Raw genomic sequence first — 23,229 nt, forward strand, 5'->3', positions numbered from 1 at the left:
CCTCCCGATCCCTATGTCAGACCTTCTCGATGCGGACGGCGCACTTCTTGAAGTCCGTCTGCTTCGAGATCGGGTCGGTGGCGTCGAGCGTCACCTTGTTGATGAGCTGGCTGGCATCGAACCACGGCACGAAGACCAGCCCCTGCGGCGGTCGGTTGCGCCCGCGGGTCTCGATCCGGGTCCGCATGCGGCCGCGGCGGGAGATCACCGCGATCTCGTCGCCGCGGCGCAGGTTCATGGAACGGGCGTCCTCCGGGTGCATGTAGCAGACCGCGTCCGGCACCGCCTTGTAGAGTTCCGGCACGCGTTGGGTCATCGAGCCGGAGTGCCAGTGCTCCAGCACCCGGCCGGTCGACAGCCAGAATGGATACTCCTCGTCGGGGCTTTCCGCCGGCGGCTCGTACGGCAGAGCGAAGATCCGCGCCCGGCCGTCCTTGTGGCCGTAGAACTCCACGCCCGCCCCGGCGGTGACATAGGGGTCGTGGCCTTCGCGGTAGCGCCACCGCGTCTCCTGCCCGTCCACCACGGGCCAGCGCAGGCCGCGCGCGGCGTGATAGGCGTCGAACGGCGCCAGGTCGTGGCCGTGATGACGTCCGAACGCGGCATATTCCTCGAACAGACCCTTCTGGATGTAGAAGCCGAACGCCTCGGCCTCCCGGTTGGCGTAGTCGTCGGCGGTCTCCTCCAGCGGGTACCGGTCCACCTGCCCGTTGGCGAAGAGCACGTCGTAGAGGGTCTTGTCCCGGTACTCGGGCATCTGGGAGACCAGTTCCTCCGGCCAGACCTCGTCCACGCGGAAACGCTTGGAAAACTCGACGAGCTGCCAAAGGTCGGAGCGCGACTCTCCGGGCGCGTCGACCAGCTGGTGCCAGAACTGGGTGCGGCGCTCGGCATTACCGTAGGCCCCCTCCTTCTCCACCCACATGGCGGTGGGCAGGATCAGGTCGGCGGCCTCGCAGGTGACCGTTGGATAGGCGTCGGACACGACGATGAAGTTCTCCGGATTGCGGTAACCCGGGAGGGTCTCCTCCATCATGTTCGGCGCGGCCTGCATGTTGTTGTTGACCTGGACCCAGTAGGCGTTGAGCGCGCCGTCCTTGAGCTTCCGGTTCTGCAGAACCGCGTGATAGCCCGGCTTGTCCGGAATGGTCCCGGCCGGCAGCTTCCAGATCTTCTCGGCTGTCGCCCGGTGCTCCGGATTGGTGACGACCAGATCGGCCGGCAGGCGATGGGAAAAGGTCCCGACCTCGCGGGCGGTGCCGCAGGCCGACGGTTGACCGGTCAGCGAGAACGGGCTGTTCCCGGGCTCGGCGATCTTTCCGGTAAGCAGGTGGATGTTGTAGATCAGGTTGTTGGCCCAGACGCCGCGGGTGTGCTGGTTGAAGCCCATGGTCCAGAAAGACGTCACCTTGACCGTCGGATCGGCGTAGAGCTCGGCCATCTCCAGCAGCCGTTCCTTCGGCACTCCGGACATCTCATGTGCCTTGTCCAGGGTGTATTCGGAGACGAACTCGGCGAATTCGTCGAAAGTCATGGCCGTGGAGCCGCCGACGGCGTTGGCGTTCTTGGCGGCCATTTCCAACGGATGCTCCGGACGCAGGCCGTAGCCGATATCCGTATTGCCGCGCCGGAAGATCGTGTGCTTGTCCACGAAATCCCGGTTCACGCGGCCGGTCTGGATGATGTGGTTGGCGATGAAGTTGAGCAGCACCAGATCGGAGTGCGGCTTGAACACCATCGCGATGTCGGCGAGGTCGAAGCAGCGGTGCTCGAAGGTCGACAGGACGCCGACCTTCACATGGGGCGCGCTGAGCCGGCGGTCGGTCACCCGGGTCCACAGGATCGGGTGCATCTCCGCCATGTTCGAGCCCCACAGGAAGAAGGCATCCGCCGCCTCGATGTCGTCGTAGCAGCCCATCGGCTCGTCCATGCCGAAGGTGCGCATGAAGCCTCCGACCGCCGACGCCATGCAGTGACGGGCGTTCGGGTCGATGTTGTTCGAGCGGAAGCCGGCCTTGAACAGCTTGGACGCAGCGTAGCCTTCCCAGACGGTCCACTGGCCCGAGCCGAACATGCCGACGGCGGTCGGTCCCTTCTCGGACAGCGCCTTCTTGAACTTCTCCGCCATGATGTCGAAGGCCTGGTCCCAGCTCACCGGCGTGAACGCGCCGTCCTTGGCGAACGCCCCGTTCCGCATCCGCAGCAGGGGTGTGGTCAGGCGGTCGCGGCCATACATGATCTTCGACAGAAAATAGCCCTTCACGCAGTTCAGGCCGCGGTTCACCTCGGACTTGGCGTCGCCGTGAGTGGCCACCACCCGGTTCTCCTTGGTGGCGACCATCACCGAACAGCCCGTGCCGCAGAACCGGCAGGGCGCCTTCGACCATTTCAGATCCGTCTGCGACCGGTCGGTGACCAGGTTCTGGGCCGCGGCAGGTGCCGGCAATCCCGCGGCCGCCGTCGCGGCGAGAAGCGCCTGCGCCTTGAGAACGTCCCGTCTGCTCGTCTTAAGCTCGCTCATCGTCCACTCCCTCAGCCTTCCCGTTCCCGGCAAGCGCGGTCGGATCGGGCTGACCCGCCTCCCCGTCGATGCCGTGGAAAACCAGATTGCAGCTCAGTACGCCGGCGAGGCCGGTGAACCGGTGTGCCAGATCGGCGATCGTCCCCTGATCGGGGCTCTCCAGCATGGCGATCAGGGTGCCCGTCGGATCCGTGATCGGCACCTCGACCCCGGGCTCGGCCCCGATCGTGGCGGCCAGCGCTTCCAGCGCCGTCGGGCGGCACTGGATCAGCAGGCTGGCGATGTGGCATTCGGCGCTCATGCTGCCTCCGGTTGCAGGGTGATGGCGTCCGCCGGGCAGGTTCCAGCGCAGGCGCCGCAGCCGGTGCACCGGTCCGGCTCCAGTTCCGGGCGCGGCGGCCCGCCGAGCCGCGGTCGGAACCGCACGGCCGCCTCTCCGCAGGCATCGCGGCAGGTCTCGCAATGGACCCCGGCGACGGCGAGGCAGCGCTGCTCGGAAATAACGGCTGTTACGGTCCAGGCAGGGTTGCGGGCGGGCTCGAACACCTCGGCCCGACAGGCCCCGGCGCAGGCCCCGCAGAATGTGCATGTGCCGGATCCGGCGCCGAAATCGACCTCGGGAAAGCCGCCGTCGCCGGCAATCACGATGCCTTCGGGACAGGCGCGCAGACAGTCGCCACACCGGGTGCAGGCGTCGAGCACACGTCCGTCGTCGGTCCAGGGCGGTCGCAGCGGCTCAGGCGTCGCGTCCGCTCCACCCGCAAGGAAGGCGCCTCGCAGAAAGGCACGCCGCGCCCGGTCCGGTCCGGCCGGCTGCGTGGGCGTCGATGTCCTCGAGCGGCTCATCCCGCGGGCGGCCCCGGTGGGCCGAGAATCATCTGCGAGATCCAGATAACGAATCCGTAGGCTCCGACGAACCCGACGGCCAGCCCCGGAAAAACGAGGAAGGTGGTCACCAGAAACGCCGTGATCTCGCGGTTGCGGGTTGCCGGCGGTTCCGCTCGCCCGACACTGCTCTCAAGGTCGGTCATCAACCCGAGCCCTCCCTGGTCGCGTGGCTCTTGTTCTTTCGGCGACAGCACGCCGTTTGTTGGTGCAAACCTTACGCCTGCGGCAGCGCACCCGCCTTGACTTTGGTCAAGTGGATCGATTTCCTGGCGGTCTCACCGAGCCACGGGGCGCTGCATTCATGCTTGCCGCCGACGATCTCAGGGCCGCGACACTGTTCTCCCGCCTTTCCGATCGCGAGATCGACGCCCTGATTCCGATCGTTCGGGAACAGACACAGGCCAAGGGGACCCCGCTGTTCCACGAGGGCGAGCCGATGGACCGCCTGTATCTCGTCATCAGCGGCTGGGTGACCCTGTTCCGCGACACCAACACGGGTCAGCGTGTCGTCATCCGGGTCTTCGGGCCGGGAGAAACCCTGGCCGAGGCGGCCCTGTTCCTGGACAGCGCGTTTCCGGCCAGCGGCGAAGTGGCGGAGGATGCGCGGCTGGTCTCCATCGATCGCGCGGCCTTCGAGCGTCTGTTGGCCGCCTCTCCGCGGGTGGCCACGGGCATGATCGCGTCCCTGGCCATGCACTTGCGCGCCCTGACCATCGAAGTCGAGCAGCTGAAGACCCGCACCGCCACTGAGCGGATCGCCGCCTTTCTGCTGACATGTTGCCCGGACGGGCGGAAGGCGCGCTCGACCTTCGAGCTTCCCTACGACAAGAGCCTGATCGCCCAGCGCCTTGGCATGCAGCCGGAGAGCCTCTCCCGAAATCTGGCGAAGCTCGGCTGCCATGGGATCTCGATCGACCGCAACCGGGTCACGATCGACGATCCTAAGGTCCTGGAGAATGCGCTGGGCTCGGGCACTTTAGGACGCCTCTCGTCGGGTTAGTCGTATCTGGATGCGTCGGCTAACCCGGGCACCGATGTTCGTGTTTTGAACGATTGTATGTTCCAACATACCGTTACGTTGAACGTCCACTTTTAGGGATGAACGGCTCATAGACCTCCAACGTCCGATATGGGTCGCACGGAGCCGGTACGTCGAACGACCGCATCGGGTCGACGGCAGATCGGCCTGCGCGTTGGAAGAGCGGCAGTATGCCCGGATCGTTTATACCTCGGTGGAGAGTGCCGGGCTCGACAGTTCAGCCTACGGAACCCACACGTTCCGACGCATGTAAGCCGCTCAGATATACCGCAAAACCGACAATCTCCGAGCGGATCGCACTCTAAGCCCGATCTGGGTCGACCATTGCGTGACGTAGGAGGAGCTACTCTGGGCAGAACGAGCCTCGGACGTTCAGGGCGCCATTCCTACTGCCCCAGGAGCGCCGCCACCATTGGGCGATCTGAGTTGAGCCATTTAGGTGACCAACCAAGGCCACCGGTTCCGCCCCGGGACTCTATACAAATCGGTAATCCTGAAGCCATACGACCGTGAGGTTCGCCGCCGACAGTGCGGCGGTCCGGCCATGCTGTGTCTCTGGCCTCTTTCCCCGATCTCCACCAGTCGCTTGGGATGGCCGGACCCCTGTCTCAGTCGGGCCCGCGGGGAGCACCTTGATGCCTTACCGATGTTCCGCACGGTCTCGTGCCAGCTCCAATCGCCACCCCCAAGATGTGACGGGCTTGCGCGTGTTGCATGTGATCGCGGGAGCCTCCACTGGCGGAGCGGAGACTTTCGCCTTGGACGCGATCGAGGCCCTGGCGGAACTGGGTGTGGAGCAAAAGGTCATCTGCAGGCCGCATGACCTGACCGTGCAGCGGATGACCGCGTTGGGTCTGCCGACCGTCACGATGTCGTTCTCCCAGGTCTCGCGGCATCTCGGCGGTCAAGCCCGGGTCCGATCGGTGGCAGAGGACTGGGGTCCGGACATCGTCCACGCCTGGATGGCGCGAGCGGCATCCTTCGTGCCCAGGTCCGGTGTCGGTGCCGCCGAGATGCCGTGCCCAGTGGTGGGATGGATGGGAGGATACTATTCGGCAAAGTATTTTGGGCACTGCGACGCCTTTATCGGAGTGACCCCGGACATCTGCCGGCACATCCGCGCGACCTGCGATGGTCACGGACGAACCTACCTCTGCCACACCTTCGGCACCTTGCGCGACGCCCCCCCCATACTGCGTGACGACTTGGCGATCGCACCAGCTGCGACGGTCCTGCTGATGCTGTCCAGGATGCATCAAAAGAAGGGTATCGACACCGCGATCGAGGCCATTCGCCATCTTCCCGATGCAGTCCTGCTGCTAGCCGGCGAGGGGCCGGAAATGCTCCGATATCAGCGCCTGGCGACCACTCTGGGCGTGTCGGATCGGGTCCGCTTTCTCGGCTGGCGGACCGATCGGCGCGCGTTGCTGGAGCTCTGCGATATCTGTCTTCTGCCGAGCCGGTACGAACCGTTCGGAACCGTCATCGCCGAGGCATGGTCGATGCGTCGCCCCTTGATCACGACGCCGGCGGACGGCCCACGTCAATATGTGGTCGATGGAGAGGACGCCCTGGTTGTACCGTTCGACGGACCTGCGGAGCTGGCATCGGCGGTGAACCGGCTGTCGCAGGACCGTGATCTCGTTGCGCGGTTGGTTGACGCCGGATACCGCAAGTATGTGCAGCAGTTCTCACGCGAGCGGGTGCTGGGCAATCTCCTGGCCATTTATCGGCGGGTGGCAACCAGCGGACAGGTGCGGATCGATGTGTCGGAACTCAACGCTCGTCTGATCTCGGCAGTGACTGCAGAAATGCTGAAGAGCGAGCCCGGTGCGGATGCCCGGCGGATCTCGGCGGCGGTGCTCGCCGCAATCGCGTATTGGACATATGACGAAGGACAGGACACATCGCTGGCGCGCGATGCGGCACTGGTTGAACTCGCGGGATTGCGACGGCTCGTAGACCGCCAAGTATGCGGCCGATCGGTCCTCATCCTGGATGCGGATCAGCTCGACGCTACGCTGGCCGAGGGTGACCGGGAGGCTTTGGCGAAGTGGGACGCGACCATTTGTGACCGCGTACTGACGTTGCTGGACAATCCATACCGCGCCCGGACCGAGAACCTCGCGCGACCCCATCCGTCACCGGCCGACTGATACGGCGCGGCCAAGATGCTTTTCCGCGACGGCGTAGCCGGAAGACGCCATATCTCCGCCATTGCTGTCGCACTGGCTTGTGTCCTATTGCCGACGTTGGGCCTCATCAACGGCGCCGCCTATGCGCCGATTATTTTCGTGCTGGCAGTGGTGCTGGCCGTGGTGCAGCCCCGCTCAATCGACCCTCCAGTACGCATCGACCCTCCTCTCGCCTGGCTCTGCGCAGCATTCTTGATCTGGTCCGCAGCGAGCACGATTTGGAGTATCGATCCCATAGCGTCGTTGGACGGCATCATGCAGATGGCGTTGATTTCAGCAGGAACGCTGGGACTGCTGGCCTTCGGGTGCGACGACAGGACGTTCGCTGAGCCGCATCGCCGTATCGCACTTCTGGTCGCAGCGATCGGACTGCCGGCTGGTTCCGCTCTGGCCGCCGTGGATCTGGCGACCGAACACCGACTACTTGCCATCCTCGCACCTGGTGCCGCGGATTGGGCTCCGAGCGACTATAATCGGGGCATTGCCTATCTGGCTGTGCTTGCCTGGCCGATCTTGCTCGCAGTGCGCAACCGTTTGGGCTGGACCGGCGCTGTCGCGGCCGCGCTGCCCCTCGTCGTGCTGACGTTTCTCTCGCAGAGTGCCGGAGGCAAGCTTCAGCTAGCCGCCGGTACACTGGTGCTCTTGGTGACCCTGTGGCGACCGCGTCTGGTCACAACGGCGTTCTGGGTCGGACTGCCGATGGCGGCGTGGATGGGACCGGCAGTTATCAGGTGGACGTTCCCATACGCTGCCTCGGCGACCAGTGGTCTCGAGCGATCCTGGCTGCACCGTTTGGAAATCTGGGATTACATGAGTGCCCGGATAGTGGAGCGGCCTTGGGCGGGTTGGGGTTTCTCCACAGCGAAGCAGATCCCGGTTACCCCCGAGGAGCTGGTCGGCTTCTCGCAGGTGGCCGAAGCCGGTATCTATCCGCACAATCAGTGGATCGAGCTCTGGGTGTATGGCGGTGGGATTTCCGTCTGTATCGCACTGACCCTCGTTCTCTTGATCGTGCGTCGGATTTCCCGGATGCCGAGGCAGAGCCAGCCGTTCGCTCACGCCGCGCTCGCCAGCGCGCTCGTGGTGTCCGCGGTGAACTTCGAGGTGACGACGGATTCCTGGTGGGCCGCGTTGGCCGCGACCGCGCTGCTCTTCCGGTTCGCCGCCGGCTATCGGCCCCCCACGTCCATGAAACCCGTTCCGTCCGGCAACGGCCCTGAGCCGGGGCTCATCCGGGATCGATCGCCGGTAGAACGATTGACACCTTCAATCCCGGGTCATTGTCGGACAGGCGGATCGTCGAGCGGTGCAGAGAAACGACGGCCGCTACGAGACACAACCCAAGGCCGCTGCCTTCGGAGTTGCGACTCCGCTCCAACCGATACGACCGGCGAAATACCTTATCCCGTTCCGCTTCCGGGACGCCCGGCCCGCGGTCCGTTACCTCCAGGAGGAGTTGGCCGATCGGCTTATGCACGAGACGGATCGCGATACCGGTTTCGGGCGGTGTATGGCGGACCGCGTTATCGAGGAGGTTCGCGATCATTTGCATCAGCAGATCGCGGTCGCCGGCGACCCAAGTGGCTGCGGCCGCGCAGATCTCGACGCTAAACGGGCGCCCTTCGTCTTCCAGGATCGGCTGGTAGAGTTCCTCCACGGTACGGCACAGGACCGCGAGATCGATCGGAGCGAAGCGGCCACGGGGCGACCCGGCCTCAATCTGGGCAATCTGTAGTATGGAGTGAAAGACCCGGATGATGGAGTCGAGCTGATCCAGAGCATCCTTGGTGGCCGGTCCTTCCATACCCTCCAGCGTGGTCCGAAGCCGGCTCAGCGGTGTGCGAAGGTCGTGGGCGATATCAGCCGAGACCTGACGCAGACCTTCCATCGTTTCGGCAAGTTGGTCGAGCATCCTGTTGACGGCCTGCGCGACCCGATCGAGGTCATCGCTTGCGGATCCAACCGGCAGTCTTCGTCGCAGATCTCCCGCCGCCACGGCATCCAGCCCCTTGCCGATAGCAACAATTCGCCTTTCCGTTCGGGACGAGAACCAGATAGTGCCGGCAACCGCTAGGGCCGTAGATGTCGCGGGCCCGGTGAGTCGGGGGGTGGGCGCGTTGGCGGTCAGGAACAGACGCATGACGGGTGCGCCGACCCACCCCAGGCCGGACCACATCAGTAGCCGTTGCAAGGCTTGGGCCGGGCCTTTCCCAGTCATCAGCGCCCGCCCGGCTGCAAGACATAGCCTGCGCCGCGCACCGTTCGGATCATCTCCGTGCCGTACGGCCTGTCGATCTTGCTTCGCAGGCGGCTGACATGACTCTCGACCACATTGGTCTGCGGATCGAATTGAATGTCCCAGACGGCCTCCAGCAGCATCGTCCTCGTCTGGACCCGACCGGCGGTGCGCATGAGGTGCTCCAGCAGGACGAACTCGCGACGTTGCAGATCGATTGGCTGACCCGCCCGGCTGACGATCCGGCGAATGAGGTCCATCTGAAGATCCCCGACCGTCAGAACGCTGACCTCCTCGCGCAAGCACGGACGTCGCGCTAGAGCGCTGATACGGGCGGAGAGCTCGGCGAACGAGAACGGTTTGGCGAGATAATCATCTGCTCCGGCATTCAAGCCTTCGACTCTGTCGTTGACGCCATCCATCGCGGTTAAAAAGAGTATCGGCGTCAGAATCCTGGCGCCGCGCAGAGTGCGGACCAGCGCGAGGCCGTCCAGCTCGGGGAGCATCCGGTCGACGATCAGAACGTCGTAATCGCCCACGGTCGCCTGGAGAAGGCCGTCGCGACCGTTCTCCAGATGGTCGACGACGTGCCCGATCTCGCGCAGGCTTGAGGCGATATAGGCGCCGGATTTCGCGTCATCTTCGATGAGCAGAGATCTCATGGTCAGCCTCGATTCAGACAGCACGGCTCGGCGGAGGGGCCTCGGCCGCCTCGTCTCCCGGCTGCGCGACGCCGTCAATCCGGCGCGGTCCCGCACCGAGAGCGAGCGCCTGCCGAGGCCGATAAGTCAGAGCTTTATGCCGAACAGCTTTTCGGCATTTCGGAACGCGATTTTTTCCTTGGCCTCACGGGGCAGGTCCACCGCCCGAAACCAATTGGTTCCTTGCTTCATGTCCGCAAACGGGTAATCCGTGCCAAACATCACTCGATCCACGCTGATGTACCTCAGCAGAAGATGAAGCAGTTCGTCTTGGAAGAATGCGCTGGTTGTGTACCAGAAATTGTCATTGAAGTATTGCCCGAGAGGCTTGTTCAGCGCGCCTTCGGTCACGTCGCCCATATCCCCCACGATACGTTCGTAGAAGAATGGAAGGCCCTCGCCCATGTGGCCGATAATCATCTGCAGTTTGGGGAATCTGTCGAACGCTCCAGTCATGATCAGCCGAAGGCATTGCGTAATGACTTCCTGGTGCCATCCATATCCTGAACCGCTGAAGATGTAGTCCTGATACTCTTTGTTATATTCCGGCCGCGTAATGCGGTAGTAGATGTCGAAGACTTCATCAGGCGGGAAGCCCGGATGCAGGTATATCGGCACCCCGAGTGCCTCGGCCCGCGCCAGAACCGGCTCGAAATCGGGATGGTCCAGGAATCTCTTGCCGATGAATCCATTGGTCATGGCTCCCACAAAGCCATCTTCCCGAACGGCGCGTTCCAGTTCGTCCGCTGATGCCTCGGGATCCTGCAGCGGCAAGGTCGCGTAGGCCTGGAAGCGCCCCGGATAGGTGGCCATCGGGCCATCGGCAATCATCTTGTTGAGACGATACGCGAAATCGATGCCTTCCTGGCCGGGGAGATTCTGCACGCCCGGCGTATGTGCGGAGAGGATTTGAACGTTGATTCCGGCGTCGTCCATTGCGCCGATGCGGCCAGGGCCGATTTCGGCGAGACCCGTTTCCTTGAGGTACTCTACGTGATCGTCGTTGATCGCGTTCAGCGCGATCAGTTCGTCGGTGGTATAGGTCTCTTCCGTGGCGATAAAGGGCAGGTCCAGGTCTCGCAACGAGATGACCGACGGCTCCGCTGCGGCGGCGCGGGAGACGATGGCGGGTGCGGACAATCCCGCACCGACACCAAGTGCAGCCGTGCCACCTAGAAAGTCGCGGCGCCCCATCAACAGTTGCTCTAGGGACTTTAAGATCGGCTTCATATCGGTATCCGCTCCGGTGTTTGTGCTGTGCGGTTTGGGCGCAGCTTTCGCTGCTCAAGAATTTCGATTGGATCCATAGACCTAGGGGTCAGCGCAGCACCGAGCCTTTGCCGCTGATGCTTGCGCAAAGAGGCGTGCGTCGCTGCTGGTCGGTGAGGGATCATTGGGTCAACTGGTGACCCACGAAGACCGCTCAGAATTTGTAGGAAACGGTCAGCCCGCCGAAGACAACACCATCGTCCTTGCTGATCGGGCTATCGGCCGCGTCACCGATCAATCGGCTGTATTCGATCATGGTCATGACCTCCCAGTTCTCGTTGACCGGATACAGGAACCCGAGTTCCGCGGTGACTGACTTGAGGCCGGACTTAGCCGTGTACTGCTGTAGGCCGGAGCGTGCCGACTGCGTCGAGTTAACGCCGAAGTAGTTCTTCATGTATTTGTCGTCCGACCATGTCGAGGACAGTCCGGCCAGGAACGCCGGTCCATTCGCGCCCTCGTCGTCAGATCCCATCGCACCCGACCCGGAGCCCTGGCCCGTCAAGGCACTCAGGGGGATCATGGTATCGACACCGAAGGACGCTTCCAGTCCGTTGGTACCGCCGAGATGTCGGGTCAGTTCGATGAACGGGGTCACGGGGCCGATGTCATATTCCAGGCTCAGGTTTGCCGTTGCCGCGCCATCGACGTCACCCAGTCCGTTCAGGTCGGAACTGTCGCTTTCGTCGCGACCCCAGTCGTAGTTGAAGCCGACATTCACGGTAAAGTTGTTGTTGTCGTAAACGACGGCGCCCAATCCATCTTCCGTCGAAAGGTACACGGTGTCCTTCCACGTAATGCCCGCCACCGGAAGGAACATGGCCTCCATTTCATCGGAGCCCTCGTACTTGGATCCATATCCCAAGCCGCCACCGATCACGAACTCCCAGTCGTCCGCGGCAGACGCGATCCCGGGGAGTGCAACGATCGCCATCAGCAATCCCGCTGCGACGCCCTTGCGACAAACCATGTAGTTCATGTCCTAGCCCCTCGTTCAGCTTTGACGTTTATGTCTCGATGCTGGGCAGTCTGGGGGCGACATTTCACACGCGTATGCCAGAAAGGCCGTAAAGTTGTAAAAAAGTGTGACAGCGAGTCTACGCTTCGAGCGCCCTCAGAGGCACGTCGCGGCAGCGTTCTGCACTCCACCGATAGTCCCCGCTGCCGGTCGAACGAGGTGCCGACGGCACGCGTTCCGCGACGGTCAGGACGCCGACCTGGAGCCGAATCCGACCATATCGCCTCATTTTATGACTCAATATGGTCGGTGAATTTGTCTCTAAAACAATAAGATAGAGCAGATTCAGACCCTTTGACGCGATCACGAGGTGATCCCGTCACCGCACGATCTGCCCTAGGCTTCATGCCCGCGTTCTAGCGGCGGAGCGCCTGGATGATGGGTCAGGCTTGGCGAAATTGTAAAAAAGCGTGCCAAGTAAACGCCGTGGCATACTTTTATACATATTCCTGCTTTTGAGACGCGGCCAAATTGATTATCCGAATGTCCATAGCTCGACGCATTGAGGTGATTGGAGATTCTGAACGCAATGCCGCCGAAGAATCCTCACATCTTGGTCGTCGACGACCACAAGAATATCCGGGAGCCCTTGGCGAAGTATCTCGGCGAGAACGGGTTCCGAGTTTCGATGGCCGCCAATGGCGCAGAAATGGATACCGTCGTTAAGGCCGCGTCGATCGACTTGATCGTTCTCGACATTCTGATGCCTGGCGAAGGCGGGTTGGAAATCTGCCGGCGTATACGGGAGACACGCGACATACCGGTCATTCTGCTGACCGCGGTCGCGAGCGAGACCGACCGAATTGTTGGACTGGAGATCGGCGCGGACGATTACTTGACCAAACCATTCAATCCACGGGAGCTCTTGGCGCGGATCAAAGGCGTGCTGCGACGCGTAAATAGCCTCCCTAGGCAGTATTCGGGCATCGAGGCGGGCCAGATCGGTTTCGGGACCTGGGTGCTCGACGTGGACCGGCAGGTCCTCAGGAAGGAGAGCGGCGGCCAGGAAACGGCGCTTAGTACGGTAGAGTTCAGGCTCTTAATGACCTTTCTCGACCATCCGAAGATGGTTCTCTCCCGCGATCAGTTGCTCGATATGGTCAGCAGTCGCGCCGCCAATGTATTCGACCGGTCCATCGACAATCAGGTCAGCAGGCTTCGCAAAAAAATTGAAGCGGATGCCAAAACTCCAGAAATCATTAAAACCGTTTGGGGTGGTGGCTACATGTTCACTTTGGATGTAGCCCGCCGATGAGAAAGATTCACAGAACGATTGCAGGACAACTGATGATTCTTATCATCGGGGCTGTCCTGTTATCTCAAACCATCATCCTCGTCGTTTTCTATATCAAGACGGATGAAGGTATTCAGGAACAACAGGTCAGAATGGTCATCGAGGAAGTCGCGACGGCCTATGAAATCGGGCGTACGACATCGGGGTCAGAACGCGAGAAACTCTTACGGGCTACAAGCGATCCAGATATTCATTTCCACGTTGACGATCTACCGCTTACTCAGAACCGGTTCGACATTCCGCATGACAGTGTTGCACATGTCCCGGAAATTCTGTCCGGAAGGCCTATATTCGCCACTGATAATACGGTGTCGTCCTTGAGTATCTGGGAGTTCTGGTTCGCGGAGAGAATCGAGGACTGCCTTATTGCCGAGAAGCAATCCAATCAAGGAGGCGCCTGTCCGATTGATTACGTCTCGATACAATTGAACGAGAAGGAGTGGCTCAACGCCCGAGTTTTGTCGCCGGTCGATGAATTGGTGATTCTTCTACCGGTCATTCTGTCCGCTATCCTTTCGCTCGTTGGAATCTTGTTGATCGTTGCGATCATCGTCAAACGCATCACGGCGCCGTTGCGGAAATTGTCTTTGGCCGCCGAACGCTTTGGCCAAGGTGAGGCCGTCGGCTATGTCGAGGTGGAGGGGCCTGACGAGCTCAGATCCACGACGATCGCGTTCAACACCATGCAGGAAAGCATTAGCCGATTTGTCGAAGACCGAACGAAAATGCTGGCGGCCGTCAGCCACGATCTTCGGACACCCATCACGTCCCTACGCTTGAGAGCGGAATTCATCAAGGATCAAGAGCTGAAGTCCGAGATGATCCAGACGCTTCAGGACATGGGCTCGATGGTCGAAGATTGTCTGGTTTTTGCTAAACGCGAAGTCCAGGAAGAGAAAAGTGAAACCGTCAATCTGGTCGAGACCCTGTCGAATCTCGCTAGAGAGTTCCCGGGGGTCGCTTTTTCGACAAATCTGCGGGCCCACAGATACCTCTGCCGTCCGGTCGCATTGCGACGCGCAATTCGAAATGTGCTCGAAAATGCCGTCAACTACGGAAGCAAAGTCGAATTAAGCGTCGAGTCAGAAGACGATGGTGTTGCTATTGAGATCGTCGACGAAGGACCTAAAGTACCGGATGAGATGCTGGACGATATATTCGAGCCATTCTTCCGGGTCAGCGAAGGCCGAAACACGGAGACCGGGAATGTCGGCCTGGGACTCTCGATAGCACGGACAATCGTCCATAAGCACGGGGGGACAATACGAGCGACCAACGTGCATAACGGGTTGAAAATGAGGATCTGGTTGCCGGGCCAGGTCACCCTTTCCGGGTTCACCGGCACGGCGGCGGTCGAGTAGATCACGACAAAGCCCCTGGATTGGGGAGATCAGCCCGCGACCTGCGCGGCGAAGTCGCGATAGGAGCGCAGGGGACGGCCGAGCATCGACGTCAGGCGCGCCACGTCGCCGGCTTCGGGGACCATGCCAGCGGTCAGGAAGCGCTCGGCCATGACGCGCATGTCGAGCGCCATCCAGCTCGGCATGAACAGCCGCAGGTTCTGCTCGAAAGCGTCGGTATCGTCGCCTGGATACGTGATCGGGCGGCCGAGCACCTCGCTCCAGATCGCAGCGACATCGGGACCGGTCAGCGTATCGGGGCCCACCAGATTGATGCGGGTGATCGGCAGGGGCGTGGCGGACCGCTCCCGGCGGATCAGCTCGATCGCCGCAATCTCACCCACATCGCGGGTGTCGACCATCGCCAACCCCTTGGTGCCGATCGGCATCGGATAGACACCGTGGCCGACCACGACGTCTTTGATCGTGACATCGTTGTCGATGTAGTAAGCGGGGCGCAGGATGGTGGCATGGATCTCCATCGCCTCGATCATACGCTCGACCCCGAACTTGCCGGCGAAATGCGGCACGTTCACGTAGGTGTCGCTGTGGATCACCGACAGGTAGACGATGCGCTCGATTCCGGCCTCGCGGGCGAGATTGAGAGCGATCAGCGCCTGGGTGTATTCATCGGCGACCACGGCATTCAGCAGGAACAGGGTAGAGACGCCGGAATAGGCCTGCCGCAGGGCGTCGACGTCGAGAAAGTCGCCCTGGACAATCTCCACACCAGTCGGGAAGTCGGCCTTTACGGGATCGCGGACCAGTGCACGCACGTCTGCGCCGCGGCTCACAAGCTGGGTGACGACGTTTCGTCCGACATTGCCGGTCGCGCCGGTAACGAGAATGGTCATGGGAAACTCCGGTTTCGCGTTTAAGAACGCTTGCAAGATCACTGATCCTATTTCATTCCAATAGGCGTCGTATTTGGACACTTCGTCTCACAGGTGGAACAGATGGATCTTCTCGCTCTCGCCGACTTCAACCTCGTCGCCAGGCATGAAGGGGTCGGCCGGGCAGCCCGTGCCAGCGGCCGTCCAAAGGCGACGCTTTCCAGACGGGTTGCGGAGCTAGAGGCCAGTCTGAACCTGCGCCTGTTCGAACGCGGCGGCCGCGCCCTGAAGCTGACCGAGGAAGGGCGCGCCCTCTTTGAGCGGACGGCCGCATTGCTCACCGACCTCGAAGAGACGACTTTGGCGATATCGTCGGGCGGGACTATTCCACGCGGACGGTTGCGGATCAGCGCACCCCTGCTCTTCTCTCAGACCGCCATGGGAAAACTGGCTGCGGATTTCGCGTTGATGCATCCTGAAGTCAGGCTTGAAGTCACGACGGAGGACCGGGCCGTCGACATGGTGGAGGAAGCCTACGACCTGGTGATCCGGGTGAACCCGGACCGCGACGAGAGCCTCGTCGGTCGGGTGTTCCTACGCGATCGGTTAGTGGTGGTGGCGAGCCCAGACGTCCGACCGTCGGCTGACGGGTCTCCCATTCCGGCCGTTGTGCGCGGGAAAGCCGAAATGAGCGAAACCTGGACTGTGAGCACGGCGACCGGGAAATCCCCCCTCGCGGTTCGCCCGTGTCTGAGCCTCTCGTCGCTCCTCATGGTCCGCGATGCCGTTCGGATGGGGGTCGGGGCCGCCCAGTTGCCGATCTCACTTGTAAGTCATGATCTGGCTGCAGGGACTTTGGTCGACTGGGGCGAGTTGGAGGGCCCCGAGATCGCGCTCTGGGTACTTTATCCCAGCCGCCGGCTGCTAAGTGCCCGCGTCTCTGCCTTTCTAGACCATTTGCGAGTGGCGTTTCCGAACGGGACCCCCGACGAGCTTGCTCGATATGTCGTAAGGTGACCGTGACCGGTTGACGGCGAGCGCTTGGCCGCTTGATCAGAAGCATGCCGAATGCCCGAGAAGGGTCGGTCGAAGAAGCCCGAAGGCACATTCGACGCGTAGCATTCCAGCAGGACAGTTGGCGTGAGTGCGTCAATGCTTCATGAGGCTCTGCCGCATTGAAAAATAGATTCTGGAAGATCGACACTCCGGGCGTCGCGCTGACCTTTTCAACACTATCGGTCGGCCAGTGCCATTCGAGCTAACCGACTCGAATTAGAGACGAGGGGCAGATCTATTGGGGAGCTCTTGTGGGAATCAGCCCCCATAGAGGAAACAAATATTGTAATTTCAATGGGAATTGGCGGAGAGAGAGGGATTCGAACCCTCGGTGAGCTTGCGCCCACAGCGGTTTTCGAGACCGCCCCGTTCAACCACTCCGGCACCTCTCCATAAGGCTCGTTCAGGAGCAGGCCGGGAACCTAGTCAAAGCCGCACCACGATGCAAGCGCATGATGCACGTCTTTCGCAGCCGGGAGGCTCGGGCTAGTCTCGTCCCCGGAAACACCACGCTCCGAGCCGGCCGATTGCCCGGCCGGCGACAGTCGGCCGAGTTCGTGTTGACATGCAAAGCGCCATACGTATAGTGCGCGCTCCGTTGCGTGCCGACAGGCGGCGCGCCCACTAGTTTTGCCAGGATCGAGCCGATGTTCGCAGTCGTTAAAACCGGCGGCAAGCAGTACAAGGTCGCCTCCGGGGACGTGATCAAGGTCGAGAAGCTCGACGCCGAGGCGGGTGCCACGGTCGAGATCGACCAGGTTCTGATGGTCGGCGACGACGCCAATCTGACCGTCGGCGCCCCCCTGGTGGCCGGTGCTTCCGTTGCCTTCGAGGTGCTGGACCAGCGTAAGGGTCCGAAGATCACGATCTTCAAGAAGAAGCGCCGCAAGAACCATCGCCGCACGCGCGGTCATCGCCAGAACCTCACCGTTCTGCGCGTGACCGGCATCAGTGCCGGCGCCTAACCGAGCTAGAGGAGAGTAGATCCATGGCCCATAAAAAGGCAGGTGGTAGCTCCCGTAACGGCCGCGACTCCGAAGGTCGCCGCCTGGGCGTGAAGAAGTTCGGCGGCGAGTCCGTCATTCCGGGCAACATCCTGGTCCGCCAGCGCGGCACCAAGTTCCACCCGGGCGCCAATGTCGGCATGGGCAAGGATCACACGATCTTCGCCAAGGTCGAGGGCAAGGTGGAGTTCCGCGAGACGCGCGGCCGCACCTATATCGGCGTCGCCGCAGCCGAGGCGCCGGCCGAGTAAAGCCGCCCCGACAACCGGGAGCGGCATCGAAGGGAACGGTTCGCCGTTCCCTTTTTTCGTACCCGCGCGCAGGATGTCTGTCAGGATGTCTGCCCCGCGGGGGTTCGCGGAGGACGTGACGTGAAGTTCCTCGATCAGGCCAAGGTCTTCATCCGCAGCGGCAGCGGCGGCAACGGCTGTCTGAGCTTCCGCCGGGAAGCCTTCATCGAGTTCGGCGGACCGAACGGCGGCGACGGCGGGCGCGGCGGCGACGTGATTGTCGAATGCGTGGCCGCGCTGAACACGCTGATCGATTTCCGCTACCAGCAGCATTTCAAGGCCGAGAACGGCCGCCCCGGCATGGGCCGCGACATGAGCGGCCCCGGCGGCAAGGACATCGTGCTGCGTGTGCCGCTGGGCACCCAGATCTGGGACGAGGACTACGAGACCCTGCTCGCCGACATGACCGAGGTCGGCCAGCGCGTGACCCTGGCCAATGGCGGCGACGGCGGCTTCGGCAACGCCCGCTTCAAGTCCTCCACCAACCGGGCGCCGCGCAAGACCACGCCGGGCTGGCCCGGCCAGGAGATGTGGATCTGGCTGCGGCTCAAGCTGATCGCCGATGCCGGGCTGGTCGGCCTGCCCAACGCCGGCAAGTCCACCTTCCTGTCGGCCGTCACCGCCGCCAAGCCGAAGGTCGCCGACTATCCCTTCACCACTCTGCATCCGGGCCTCGGCGTGGTCAGCATCGGCGACGAGGAATTCGTGCTGGCCGACATCCCCGGCCTGATCGAGGGCGCCCATGAGGGCGCCGGGCTCGGCGACCGATTCCTCGGCCATATCGAGCGCTGCGGCGCCCTGCTCCATCTGGTCGACGCCACCGGCGAAGACCCCATGGCCGCCTGGGAGACCGTGCGCGGCGAGTTGGAGGCCTATGGCGGCGCGCTGGAGACCAAGCCCGAGGTGCTGGCGCTGAGCAAGGTCGACGCCATGACCGAGGAGGATGTGGAAGCCCTGCAGGACCTGTTCGAGGAAGAGACCGGCCAGCGGCCCATGGCCCTGTCCGCCGCCTCCGGCCTGAACGTGCGCCAGGCGCTGGGCCGCCTCAACGACCACATCCATGCCGCCACCGACGCGCGTCAGGCCGAAGAGGAGGACGCCGAGCGGGAGGAAGGGGAGCCCGTATGGACACCCTGACCGCCAAGACCGGCACCCAGGCTGCTGCCAAGGGCCCGGGCAACGGTGCGAGGGGCGGCGCAGATAGCGGCGCGGAGGGCAGCGCGCCCCACCGCATCGACGAGTCCCGCCGGCTGGTCATCAAGATCGGCTCGGCCCTGCTGGTCGACGAGGAGACCGGGTCGGTCCGCCGGGCCTGGCTGGACGCACTGGCCGACGACATCGCCGAGTTGCGCCGGGCCGGGGTCGAGGTGCTGGTCGTCTCTTCCGGCGCCATCGCGCTGGGCCGACGGCATCTCGGCATCGACCAGGTCCGCCCGAAGCTGGAGGAGAAGCAGGCCGCCGCCGCCACCGGCCAGATCCTGCTGGCCCATGCCTATCAGGAGGCCCTGGCCCGCCACCACCTGACCGTGGCGCAGATCCTGCTGTCGCCCGACGACACCGAACAGCGCCGCCGCCACCTGAACGCCCGCGCCACCATCAATACCCTGCTGGCCCTGGGTGCTGTGCCGGTGATCAACGAGAACGACACGGTCGCGACGGCAGAAATCCGGTTCGGCGACAACGACCGGCTCGGCGCCCGGGTCGCCCAGATGGCCAGCGCCGACACCCTGGTCCTGCTGTCCGATATCGACGGCCTGTACACCGCCGACCCGCGTCGCAATCCCGACGCCCGCCACATCTCCGACGTGGAAGGCGTGACCGCGGAGATCGAGGCGATGGCCGGGGCCGCCGGCAGCGGCTATGCCTCGGGCGGGATGGTGACCAAGCTGGCCGCCGCCAAGATCGCCGGGGCGGCCGGCTGCCGCATGGTCATCGCCAACGGCCGCGAGACCCACCCGATCCGCCGCATCGACGCCGGCCCGGATCAGGGGGGCGGCCGCTGCACCTGGTTTCATGCCGGCGCCTCGCCGCTGACCGCCCGCAAGCGCTGGATCGCCAGCTCGCTCGCCCCGCGCGGCCAGCTTATCGTCGACGCCGGCGCCATCCGGGCGCTGAACGCGGGCAAGAGCCTGCTGCCCGCCGGGGTGTCCGAGGTGGTCGGCACCTTCGAGCGCGGCGACCTCGTCACCCTGCACGGGCCGGACCGGGTGATCCGGGGACGCGGGCTGGTCGCCTATGCGTCGGACGATGCGCGGCTGATCGCCGGGCTCAAATCCCGTGAAATCGAGACGGCGCTCGGCTACCGTGGCCGGGACGAAATCGTCCACAGAGACGATCTGGTGCTGGCCGACGGCCGCGCCGCCGAGGAGGACACGCCCCGATGAGCCTTGTCGACGATAAGCCCGGACTTTCCCGCGCGCCCGCGGCACAGACCGATATCGACGCGATGATGCTGGAGATCGGTCGCCGCGCCCGCGCCGCCGCGGCGGTGCTGGCCCTGGCCTCCTCCGAGCAGAAGGACAAGGCGCTGCATGCCGCCGCCGCCGCGCTGCGCGCCGACACGCCGGCGATCCTCGCCGCCAACGCCAAGGACATCGCCGCCGCCCGCGATAAGGGCCTGCGGGACTCCCTGGTCGACCGGCTGCTGCTGGATGCGGGTCGGCTGGAAGGCATCGCCGCCGGCCTGGAGGTCGTGGCCGGGCTGCCCGATCCCGTGGGGGCGACCATGGCCGCGTGGGAACGACCGAACGGCCTGAAATTCGAGCGCCGCCGGGTGCCGCTGGGCGTGATCGGCATCATCTACGAGAGCCGCCCGAACGTGACCGCCGATGCCGGCAGCCTGTGCCTGAAGGCCGGGAACGCGGCGATCCTGCGCGGCGGCTCGGAGAGCTACCACTCCTCCACCGCCATCGTCGCCGCCCTGCATAAGGGGCTGCGCGAGGCCGGCCTGCCGGAGGACGCGATCCAGTCGGTGCCGACCACCGACCGGGCCGCCGTCGGCAAGCTGCTGACCATGCCGCAATATGTCGACGTGATCGTGCCGCGCGGCGGCCGCTCGCTGATCGAGCGGGTGCAGAACGAGAGCCGGGTGCCGGTCTTCGCCCATCTGGACGGGCTGTGCCACGTCTATCTCGACGCCGGCGCCGACCGGGACAAGGCCGTCGCCATCGCGGTCAACGCCAAGATGCGGCGCACCTCGGTCTGCGGGGCGGCCGAGACCCTGCTGGTCGACCGAGCCGTCGCCGCCGAACTGCTGCCGCCGGTGGCCGAGGCGCTGCGGGCGGCCGGCTGTATCCTGCGCGGCGACGCGGCGGCGCGGGCCATCGCGGCCGGCATGGATCCGGCGAGCGAGGCGGACTGGGACACGGAGTATCTCGACGCCATCCTGTCCGTCGCCGTGGTCGACGGCGTGGCCGGGGCGATCGAGCACATCAACCGCCACGGCTCGCACCATACCGACAGCATCGTCACCGAGGACCCCGCCGCCGCGGAGCGGTTCCTGTCCGAGGTCGACAGCGCCATCGTCCTGCATAACGCCTCCACCCAGTTCGCCGATGGCGGCGAGTTCGGTTTCGGCGCGGAGATCGGCATCTCCACCGGCCGGATGCACGCCCGCGGCCCGGTCGGCGCGGAACAGCTGACCAGCTTCAAGTATCTGGTGCGCGGAACCGGCCAGACCCGGCCATGATGGCCCGGCCCTGACCCGATACCGCCGATGACCCTCTTCACCCCGATTCGCGGACCGCACAGGGACCGGCTCCCCCCCGATGCAGGGTCCGCCCTGTTCGCCCGGGTGCGGCCGCACGCCCTGCGGATGCCGGCGAGCGAGGCGGCGGCCCTGCCCCGCGCCGGCGCCGACCGGCGGCGACTCAAGGTCGGGCTGATGGGCGGCTCCTTCAATCCGGCCCATGACGGCCACCGCCATGTGGCCGAGACGGCCATGAAGCGGCTCGGCCTGGACGAGGTCTGGTGGCTGGTCAGCCCGCAGAATCCGCTGAAGCCGCGCGACGACATGGCCCCCTTCGCCGAGCGCCTGGCCTCCGCCAGGGCCGTCGCGCGCCACCCGCGGATCAAGGTGAAGGACTTCGAGCTGCATCTCGGCACCCATTACACCGCCGACACGCTCGTCGCCCTGCGCCGGCGCTGCCCCTACATGTCGTTCGTCTGGATCATGGGGGCGGACAATCTGGCCAGTTTCCATCGCTGGGAACGGTGGCTGCTGATCTGTCACACAGCCGTCATTGCGGTTTTCGACCGGCCTACCTATTCTTTAAGGGCTTTGGCGAGCCGAGCCGCCAAACGGTTCGCGAGGGTCCGGGTGCCCGAAAGGAACGCCCGGGGACTGGCGGATCGGCGGCCTCCGGCCTGGGTGTTTCTGCACACCCGCCACCATGCCGCGTCGGCGACCCGGATACGGGCGCAACGCAAGGGTGGAGGGTCCGGCTAGAAAGCACCCAGTCCGATAATCGGAACTACCAGAGCAACCATGGACCGCCGGGGCACGCCGGGGTCCGCTTTCGCTGACGAAAGGAGTGCGACCATACTCGACACACTTGCTCCCAATCTGGGGGACGGCCTGAAGAAGCTGGTGATGACCTCACTGGACGACGACAAGGCCGAGGACATTGTGGCCATTGATCTGGCCGGAAAGTCCGCCATTGGCGATTACATGATCATCGCCACGGGCCGCTCATCGCGGCAGGTTTCGGCCATGGCCGACCACATCTGCAGAAAACTCAAGGATCAGGGCGTCGACGGCGTCACCGTGGAAGGACAGTCCCGCGGCGACTGGGTGCTGATCGACGGGGGCGACGTCATCGTCCACCTGTTCCGCCCCGAGGTCCGGGAGTTCTACGGGCTGGAGAAGATGTGGGGCGCCACCCCGCCGCCGAGCCGCACCGTCCGCATCGGCGGCGAGTCCGGCGCGGATATCGGGGCCGAGCCGACCTTCGCGCATGCCTGACTAGCGCCGGGCCCCGGGTAGACCCGGATCCAAGGCCCGGACAGGAGGACGCGTGAAGATCACGATCGTGGCGGTGGGCCGCATGAAACGCGGCCCGATGGAGGCGTTGTGCCGGGATTACGGCGACCGCCTCCCCTGGTCGCTGGCGATCCAGGAGGTCGAAGCCAAGAAGCGCCTTGAGGGCGACGTCCTCAAGGCAGAGGAAGCTGCCCTGATCGCCGCCCGCATTCCCGACGGTGCGGTGCTGGTGGCGATGGACGAACGCGGCAGGGGGCTCTCCAGCGAGGATCTGGCGGGCCGGATCGGCGCCTGGCGCGACCAGGGGCGCGGCGAGATCTGCTTCGTCATCGGCGGCGCCGACGGGCTGGACCAGAGCATCCGCGAGCGCGCCGACCTGGTGCTCGCTTTCGGCCCTCAGACTTGGCCCCACATGCTCGCCCGGGTGATGCTGGTGGAACAGATCTACCGGTCGGAGCGCATTCTGGCCGGGCATCCGTATCATCGGGCGTAGCTCTCCCCTCC

22 protein-coding genes, 1 tRNA gene and 1 pseudogene are annotated in these 23,229 nt (G+C 64.0%); 14 read left to right on the forward strand and 10 right to left on the reverse strand.

The annotated features are described in order from the left end of the window. Window positions 1–16 precede the first annotated feature (16 nt). From napA to G578_RS0119615, 4 genes are read right to left on the reverse strand one after another with little or no spacing between them, the layout of a single operon-like run. Entirely contained in the window at window positions 17–2,521 is a 2,505-nt protein-coding gene (gene napA, locus G578_RS0119600) for a nitrate reductase catalytic subunit NapA (RefSeq protein WP_028795682.1), read from the reverse strand. After that, a complete protein-coding gene (locus G578_RS27245) occupies window positions 2,508–2,822 on the reverse strand; it encodes a chaperone NapD (RefSeq protein ID WP_051245038.1) in 315 nt (104 codons plus the stop codon). The genes napA and G578_RS27245 overlap by 14 nt, the downstream gene beginning before the upstream one ends. Next, a complete protein-coding gene (napF, locus tag G578_RS0119610; RefSeq protein WP_084619039.1) occupies window positions 2,819–3,367 on the reverse strand; it encodes a ferredoxin-type protein NapF in 549 nt (182 codons plus the stop codon). Before napF ends, G578_RS27245 begins: the two co-directional genes overlap by 4 nt. Beyond that, window positions 3,364–3,552: a periplasmic nitrate reductase, NapE protein gene (locus G578_RS0119615; RefSeq protein WP_028795684.1), complete on the reverse strand. Its 189-nt coding sequence runs from the start codon at window positions 3,550–3,552 to the stop codon at window positions 3,364–3,366. The genes napF and G578_RS0119615 overlap by 4 nt, the downstream gene beginning before the upstream one ends. Before the next feature lie 158 nt (window positions 3,553–3,710). On the opposite strand from G578_RS0119615, the gene G578_RS0119620 reads away from it, so the two are divergent. The 3 genes and pseudogenes from G578_RS0119620 to G578_RS30415 all read left to right on the forward strand — a co-directional run. Further along, window positions 3,711–4,409 (forward strand): Crp/Fnr family transcriptional regulator, encoded by a 699-nt coding sequence (locus G578_RS0119620; protein ID WP_028795685.1) that lies wholly within the window; start codon window positions 3,711–3,713, stop codon window positions 4,407–4,409. Window positions 4,410–5,083: 674 nt separating this feature from the next. After that, entirely contained in the window at window positions 5,084–6,604 is a 1,521-nt protein-coding gene (locus tag G578_RS27250) for a glycosyltransferase (protein WP_084619040.1), read from the forward strand. 300 nt (window positions 6,605–6,904) lie between these two features. Continuing rightward, window positions 6,905–7,600, forward strand: a pseudogene (locus G578_RS30415) (O-antigen ligase family protein); the annotation flags it as partial. Window positions 7,601–7,871: 271 nt separating this feature from the next. Here the strand turns inward: G578_RS30415 and G578_RS27255 are convergent. The 4 genes from G578_RS27255 to G578_RS0119645 all read right to left on the reverse strand — a co-directional run bounded on the left by G578_RS27255 (window position 7,872) and on the right by G578_RS0119645 (window position 11,828). Next, the gene (locus tag G578_RS27255; protein WP_245565653.1) at window positions 7,872–8,783 is read right to left on the reverse strand and encodes a sensor histidine kinase; all 912 of its coding nucleotides are present in this window, start codon (window positions 8,781–8,783) and stop codon (window positions 7,872–7,874) included. Between the two features lie 77 nt (window positions 8,784–8,860). Beyond that, a complete protein-coding gene (locus G578_RS0119635; protein ID WP_028795686.1) occupies window positions 8,861–9,541 on the reverse strand; it encodes a winged helix-turn-helix domain-containing protein in 681 nt (226 codons plus the stop codon). A gap of 126 nt (window positions 9,542–9,667) precedes the next feature. Continuing rightward, window positions 9,668–10,810, reverse strand: a complete 1,143-nt coding sequence (locus tag G578_RS0119640; RefSeq protein ID WP_038015197.1) for an amidohydrolase family protein — start codon at window positions 10,808–10,810, stop codon at window positions 9,668–9,670. Window positions 10,811–11,003: 193 nt separating this feature from the next. Continuing rightward, window positions 11,004–11,828, reverse strand: coding sequence for a MipA/OmpV family protein (locus G578_RS0119645; protein WP_028795688.1), 825 nt, complete (start codon window positions 11,826–11,828; stop codon window positions 11,004–11,006). A gap of 568 nt (window positions 11,829–12,396) precedes the next feature. Between G578_RS0119645 and G578_RS0119650 the strand changes: the two genes are divergently transcribed. Further along, window positions 12,397–13,122: a response regulator gene (locus tag G578_RS0119650; protein ID WP_028795689.1), complete on the forward strand. Its 726-nt coding sequence runs from the start codon at window positions 12,397–12,399 to the stop codon at window positions 13,120–13,122. A gap of 32 nt (window positions 13,123–13,154) precedes the next feature. Then, complete coding sequence (locus G578_RS27260; protein WP_051245041.1) at window positions 13,155–14,522, forward strand: sensor histidine kinase; 1,368 nt, start codon at window positions 13,155–13,157, stop codon at window positions 14,520–14,522. Window positions 14,523–14,551: 29 nt separating this feature from the next. Here the strand turns inward: G578_RS27260 and G578_RS0119660 are convergent, their stop codons facing one another. Next, a complete protein-coding gene (locus tag G578_RS0119660; RefSeq protein WP_028795690.1) occupies window positions 14,552–15,415 on the reverse strand; it encodes an SDR family oxidoreductase in 864 nt (287 codons plus the stop codon). 102 nt (window positions 15,416–15,517) lie between these two features. Here G578_RS0119660 and G578_RS0119665 point away from each other — a divergent pair, with 102 nt between their 5' ends. After that, the gene (locus tag G578_RS0119665) at window positions 15,518–16,411 is read left to right on the forward strand and encodes a LysR family transcriptional regulator (protein ID WP_028795691.1); all 894 of its coding nucleotides are present in this window, start codon (window positions 15,518–15,520) and stop codon (window positions 16,409–16,411) included. Between the two features lie 341 nt (window positions 16,412–16,752). Here the strand turns inward: G578_RS0119665 and G578_RS0119670 are convergent. Further along, window positions 16,753–16,842 (reverse strand) — tRNA-Ser (locus G578_RS0119670). Window positions 16,843–17,097: 255 nt separating this feature from the next. On the opposite strand from G578_RS0119670, the gene rplU reads away from it, so the two are divergent. The 8 genes from rplU to rlmH all read left to right on the forward strand — a co-directional run bounded on the left by rplU (window position 17,098) and on the right by rlmH (window position 23,218). Next, entirely contained in the window at window positions 17,098–17,415 is a 318-nt protein-coding gene (rplU, locus tag G578_RS0119675; protein WP_028795692.1) for a 50S ribosomal protein L21, read from the forward strand. Window positions 17,416–17,438: 23 nt separating this feature from the next. Then, window positions 17,439–17,705, forward strand: a complete 267-nt coding sequence (rpmA, locus tag G578_RS0119680) for a 50S ribosomal protein L27 (RefSeq protein WP_028795693.1) — start codon at window positions 17,439–17,441, stop codon at window positions 17,703–17,705. A 120-nt stretch (window positions 17,706–17,825) separates the two neighbouring features. After that, window positions 17,826–18,881 carry a GTPase ObgE gene (obgE, locus tag G578_RS0119685; RefSeq protein WP_028795694.1) on the forward strand — a complete coding sequence of 352 codons (1,056 nt, stop codon included), beginning with the start codon at window positions 17,826–17,828 and terminating at the stop codon, window positions 18,879–18,881. Further along, entirely contained in the window at window positions 18,869–20,128 is a 1,260-nt protein-coding gene (proB, locus tag G578_RS27265; protein ID WP_084619042.1) for a glutamate 5-kinase, read from the forward strand. The genes obgE and proB overlap by 13 nt, the downstream gene beginning before the upstream one ends. Further along, window positions 20,125–21,432: a glutamate-5-semialdehyde dehydrogenase gene (locus tag G578_RS0119695; RefSeq protein ID WP_051245042.1), complete on the forward strand. Its 1,308-nt coding sequence runs from the start codon at window positions 20,125–20,127 to the stop codon at window positions 21,430–21,432. The genes proB and G578_RS0119695 overlap by 4 nt, the downstream gene beginning before the upstream one ends. Window positions 21,433–21,459: 27 nt before the next feature. Continuing rightward, window positions 21,460–22,191 (forward strand): nicotinate-nucleotide adenylyltransferase, encoded by a 732-nt coding sequence (locus G578_RS0119700; RefSeq protein ID WP_028795696.1) that lies wholly within the window; start codon window positions 21,460–21,462, stop codon window positions 22,189–22,191. 39 nt (window positions 22,192–22,230) lie between these two features. Beyond that, window positions 22,231–22,707 (forward strand): ribosome silencing factor, encoded by a 477-nt coding sequence (gene rsfS, locus G578_RS27270; protein WP_084619043.1) that lies wholly within the window; start codon window positions 22,231–22,233, stop codon window positions 22,705–22,707. A 52-nt stretch (window positions 22,708–22,759) separates the two neighbouring features. Then, window positions 22,760–23,218 (forward strand): 23S rRNA (pseudouridine(1915)-N(3))-methyltransferase RlmH, encoded by a 459-nt coding sequence (gene rlmH, locus G578_RS0119710; protein WP_028795697.1) that lies wholly within the window; start codon window positions 22,760–22,762, stop codon window positions 23,216–23,218. Window positions 23,219–23,229: the final 11 nt, after the last annotated feature.

Source organism: Thalassobaculum salexigens DSM 19539 (genome assembly GCF_000423805.1).
Taxonomy (GTDB): Bacteria; Pseudomonadota; Alphaproteobacteria; order Thalassobaculales; family Thalassobaculaceae; genus Thalassobaculum; species Thalassobaculum litoreum.

Coding starts and splice junctions, on each gene's coding strand:
- napA (WP_028795682.1), bottom strand. CDS start 2,521: ATGAGCGAGCTTAAGACGAGCAGACGGGACGTTCTCAAGGCGCAGGCG.
- G578_RS27245 (WP_051245038.1), bottom strand. CDS start 2,822: ATGAGCGCCGAATGCCACATCGCCAGCCTGCTGATCCAGTGCCGCCCG.
- napF (WP_084619039.1), bottom strand. CDS start 3,367: ATGAGCCGCTCGAGGACATCGACGCCCACGCAGCCGGCCGGACCGGAC.
- G578_RS0119615 (WP_028795684.1), bottom strand. CDS start 3,552: ATGACCGACCTTGAGAGCAGTGTCGGGCGAGCGGAACCGCCGGCAACC.
- G578_RS0119620 (WP_028795685.1), top strand. CDS start 3,711: ATGCTTGCCGCCGACGATCTCAGGGCCGCGACACTGTTCTCCCGCCTT.
- G578_RS27250 (WP_084619040.1), top strand. CDS start 5,084: ATGCCTTACCGATGTTCCGCACGGTCTCGTGCCAGCTCCAATCGCCAC.
- G578_RS27255 (WP_245565653.1), bottom strand. CDS start 8,783: ATGCGTCTGTTCCTGACCGCCAACGCGCCCACCCCCCGACTCACCGGG.
- G578_RS0119635 (WP_028795686.1), bottom strand. CDS start 9,541: ATGAGATCTCTGCTCATCGAAGATGACGCGAAATCCGGCGCCTATATC.
- G578_RS0119640 (WP_038015197.1), bottom strand. CDS start 10,810: ATGAAGCCGATCTTAAAGTCCCTAGAGCAACTGTTGATGGGGCGCCGC.
- G578_RS0119645 (WP_028795688.1), bottom strand. CDS start 11,828: ATGAACTACATGGTTTGTCGCAAGGGCGTCGCAGCGGGATTGCTGATG.
- G578_RS0119650 (WP_028795689.1), top strand. CDS start 12,397: ATGCCGCCGAAGAATCCTCACATCTTGGTCGTCGACGACCACAAGAAT.
- G578_RS27260 (WP_051245041.1), top strand. CDS start 13,155: ATGATTCTTATCATCGGGGCTGTCCTGTTATCTCAAACCATCATCCTC.
- G578_RS0119660 (WP_028795690.1), bottom strand. CDS start 15,415: ATGACCATTCTCGTTACCGGCGCGACCGGCAATGTCGGACGAAACGTC.
- G578_RS0119665 (WP_028795691.1), top strand. CDS start 15,518: ATGGATCTTCTCGCTCTCGCCGACTTCAACCTCGTCGCCAGGCATGAA.
- rplU (WP_028795692.1), top strand. CDS start 17,098: ATGTTCGCAGTCGTTAAAACCGGCGGCAAGCAGTACAAGGTCGCCTCC.
- rpmA (WP_028795693.1), top strand. CDS start 17,439: ATGGCCCATAAAAAGGCAGGTGGTAGCTCCCGTAACGGCCGCGACTCC.
- proB (WP_084619042.1), top strand. CDS start 18,869: ATGGACACCCTGACCGCCAAGACCGGCACCCAGGCTGCTGCCAAGGGC.
- G578_RS0119695 (WP_051245042.1), top strand. CDS start 20,125: ATGAGCCTTGTCGACGATAAGCCCGGACTTTCCCGCGCGCCCGCGGCA.
- G578_RS0119700 (WP_028795696.1), top strand. CDS start 21,460: ATGACCCTCTTCACCCCGATTCGCGGACCGCACAGGGACCGGCTCCCC.
- rsfS (WP_084619043.1), top strand. CDS start 22,231: ATGGACCGCCGGGGCACGCCGGGGTCCGCTTTCGCTGACGAAAGGAGT.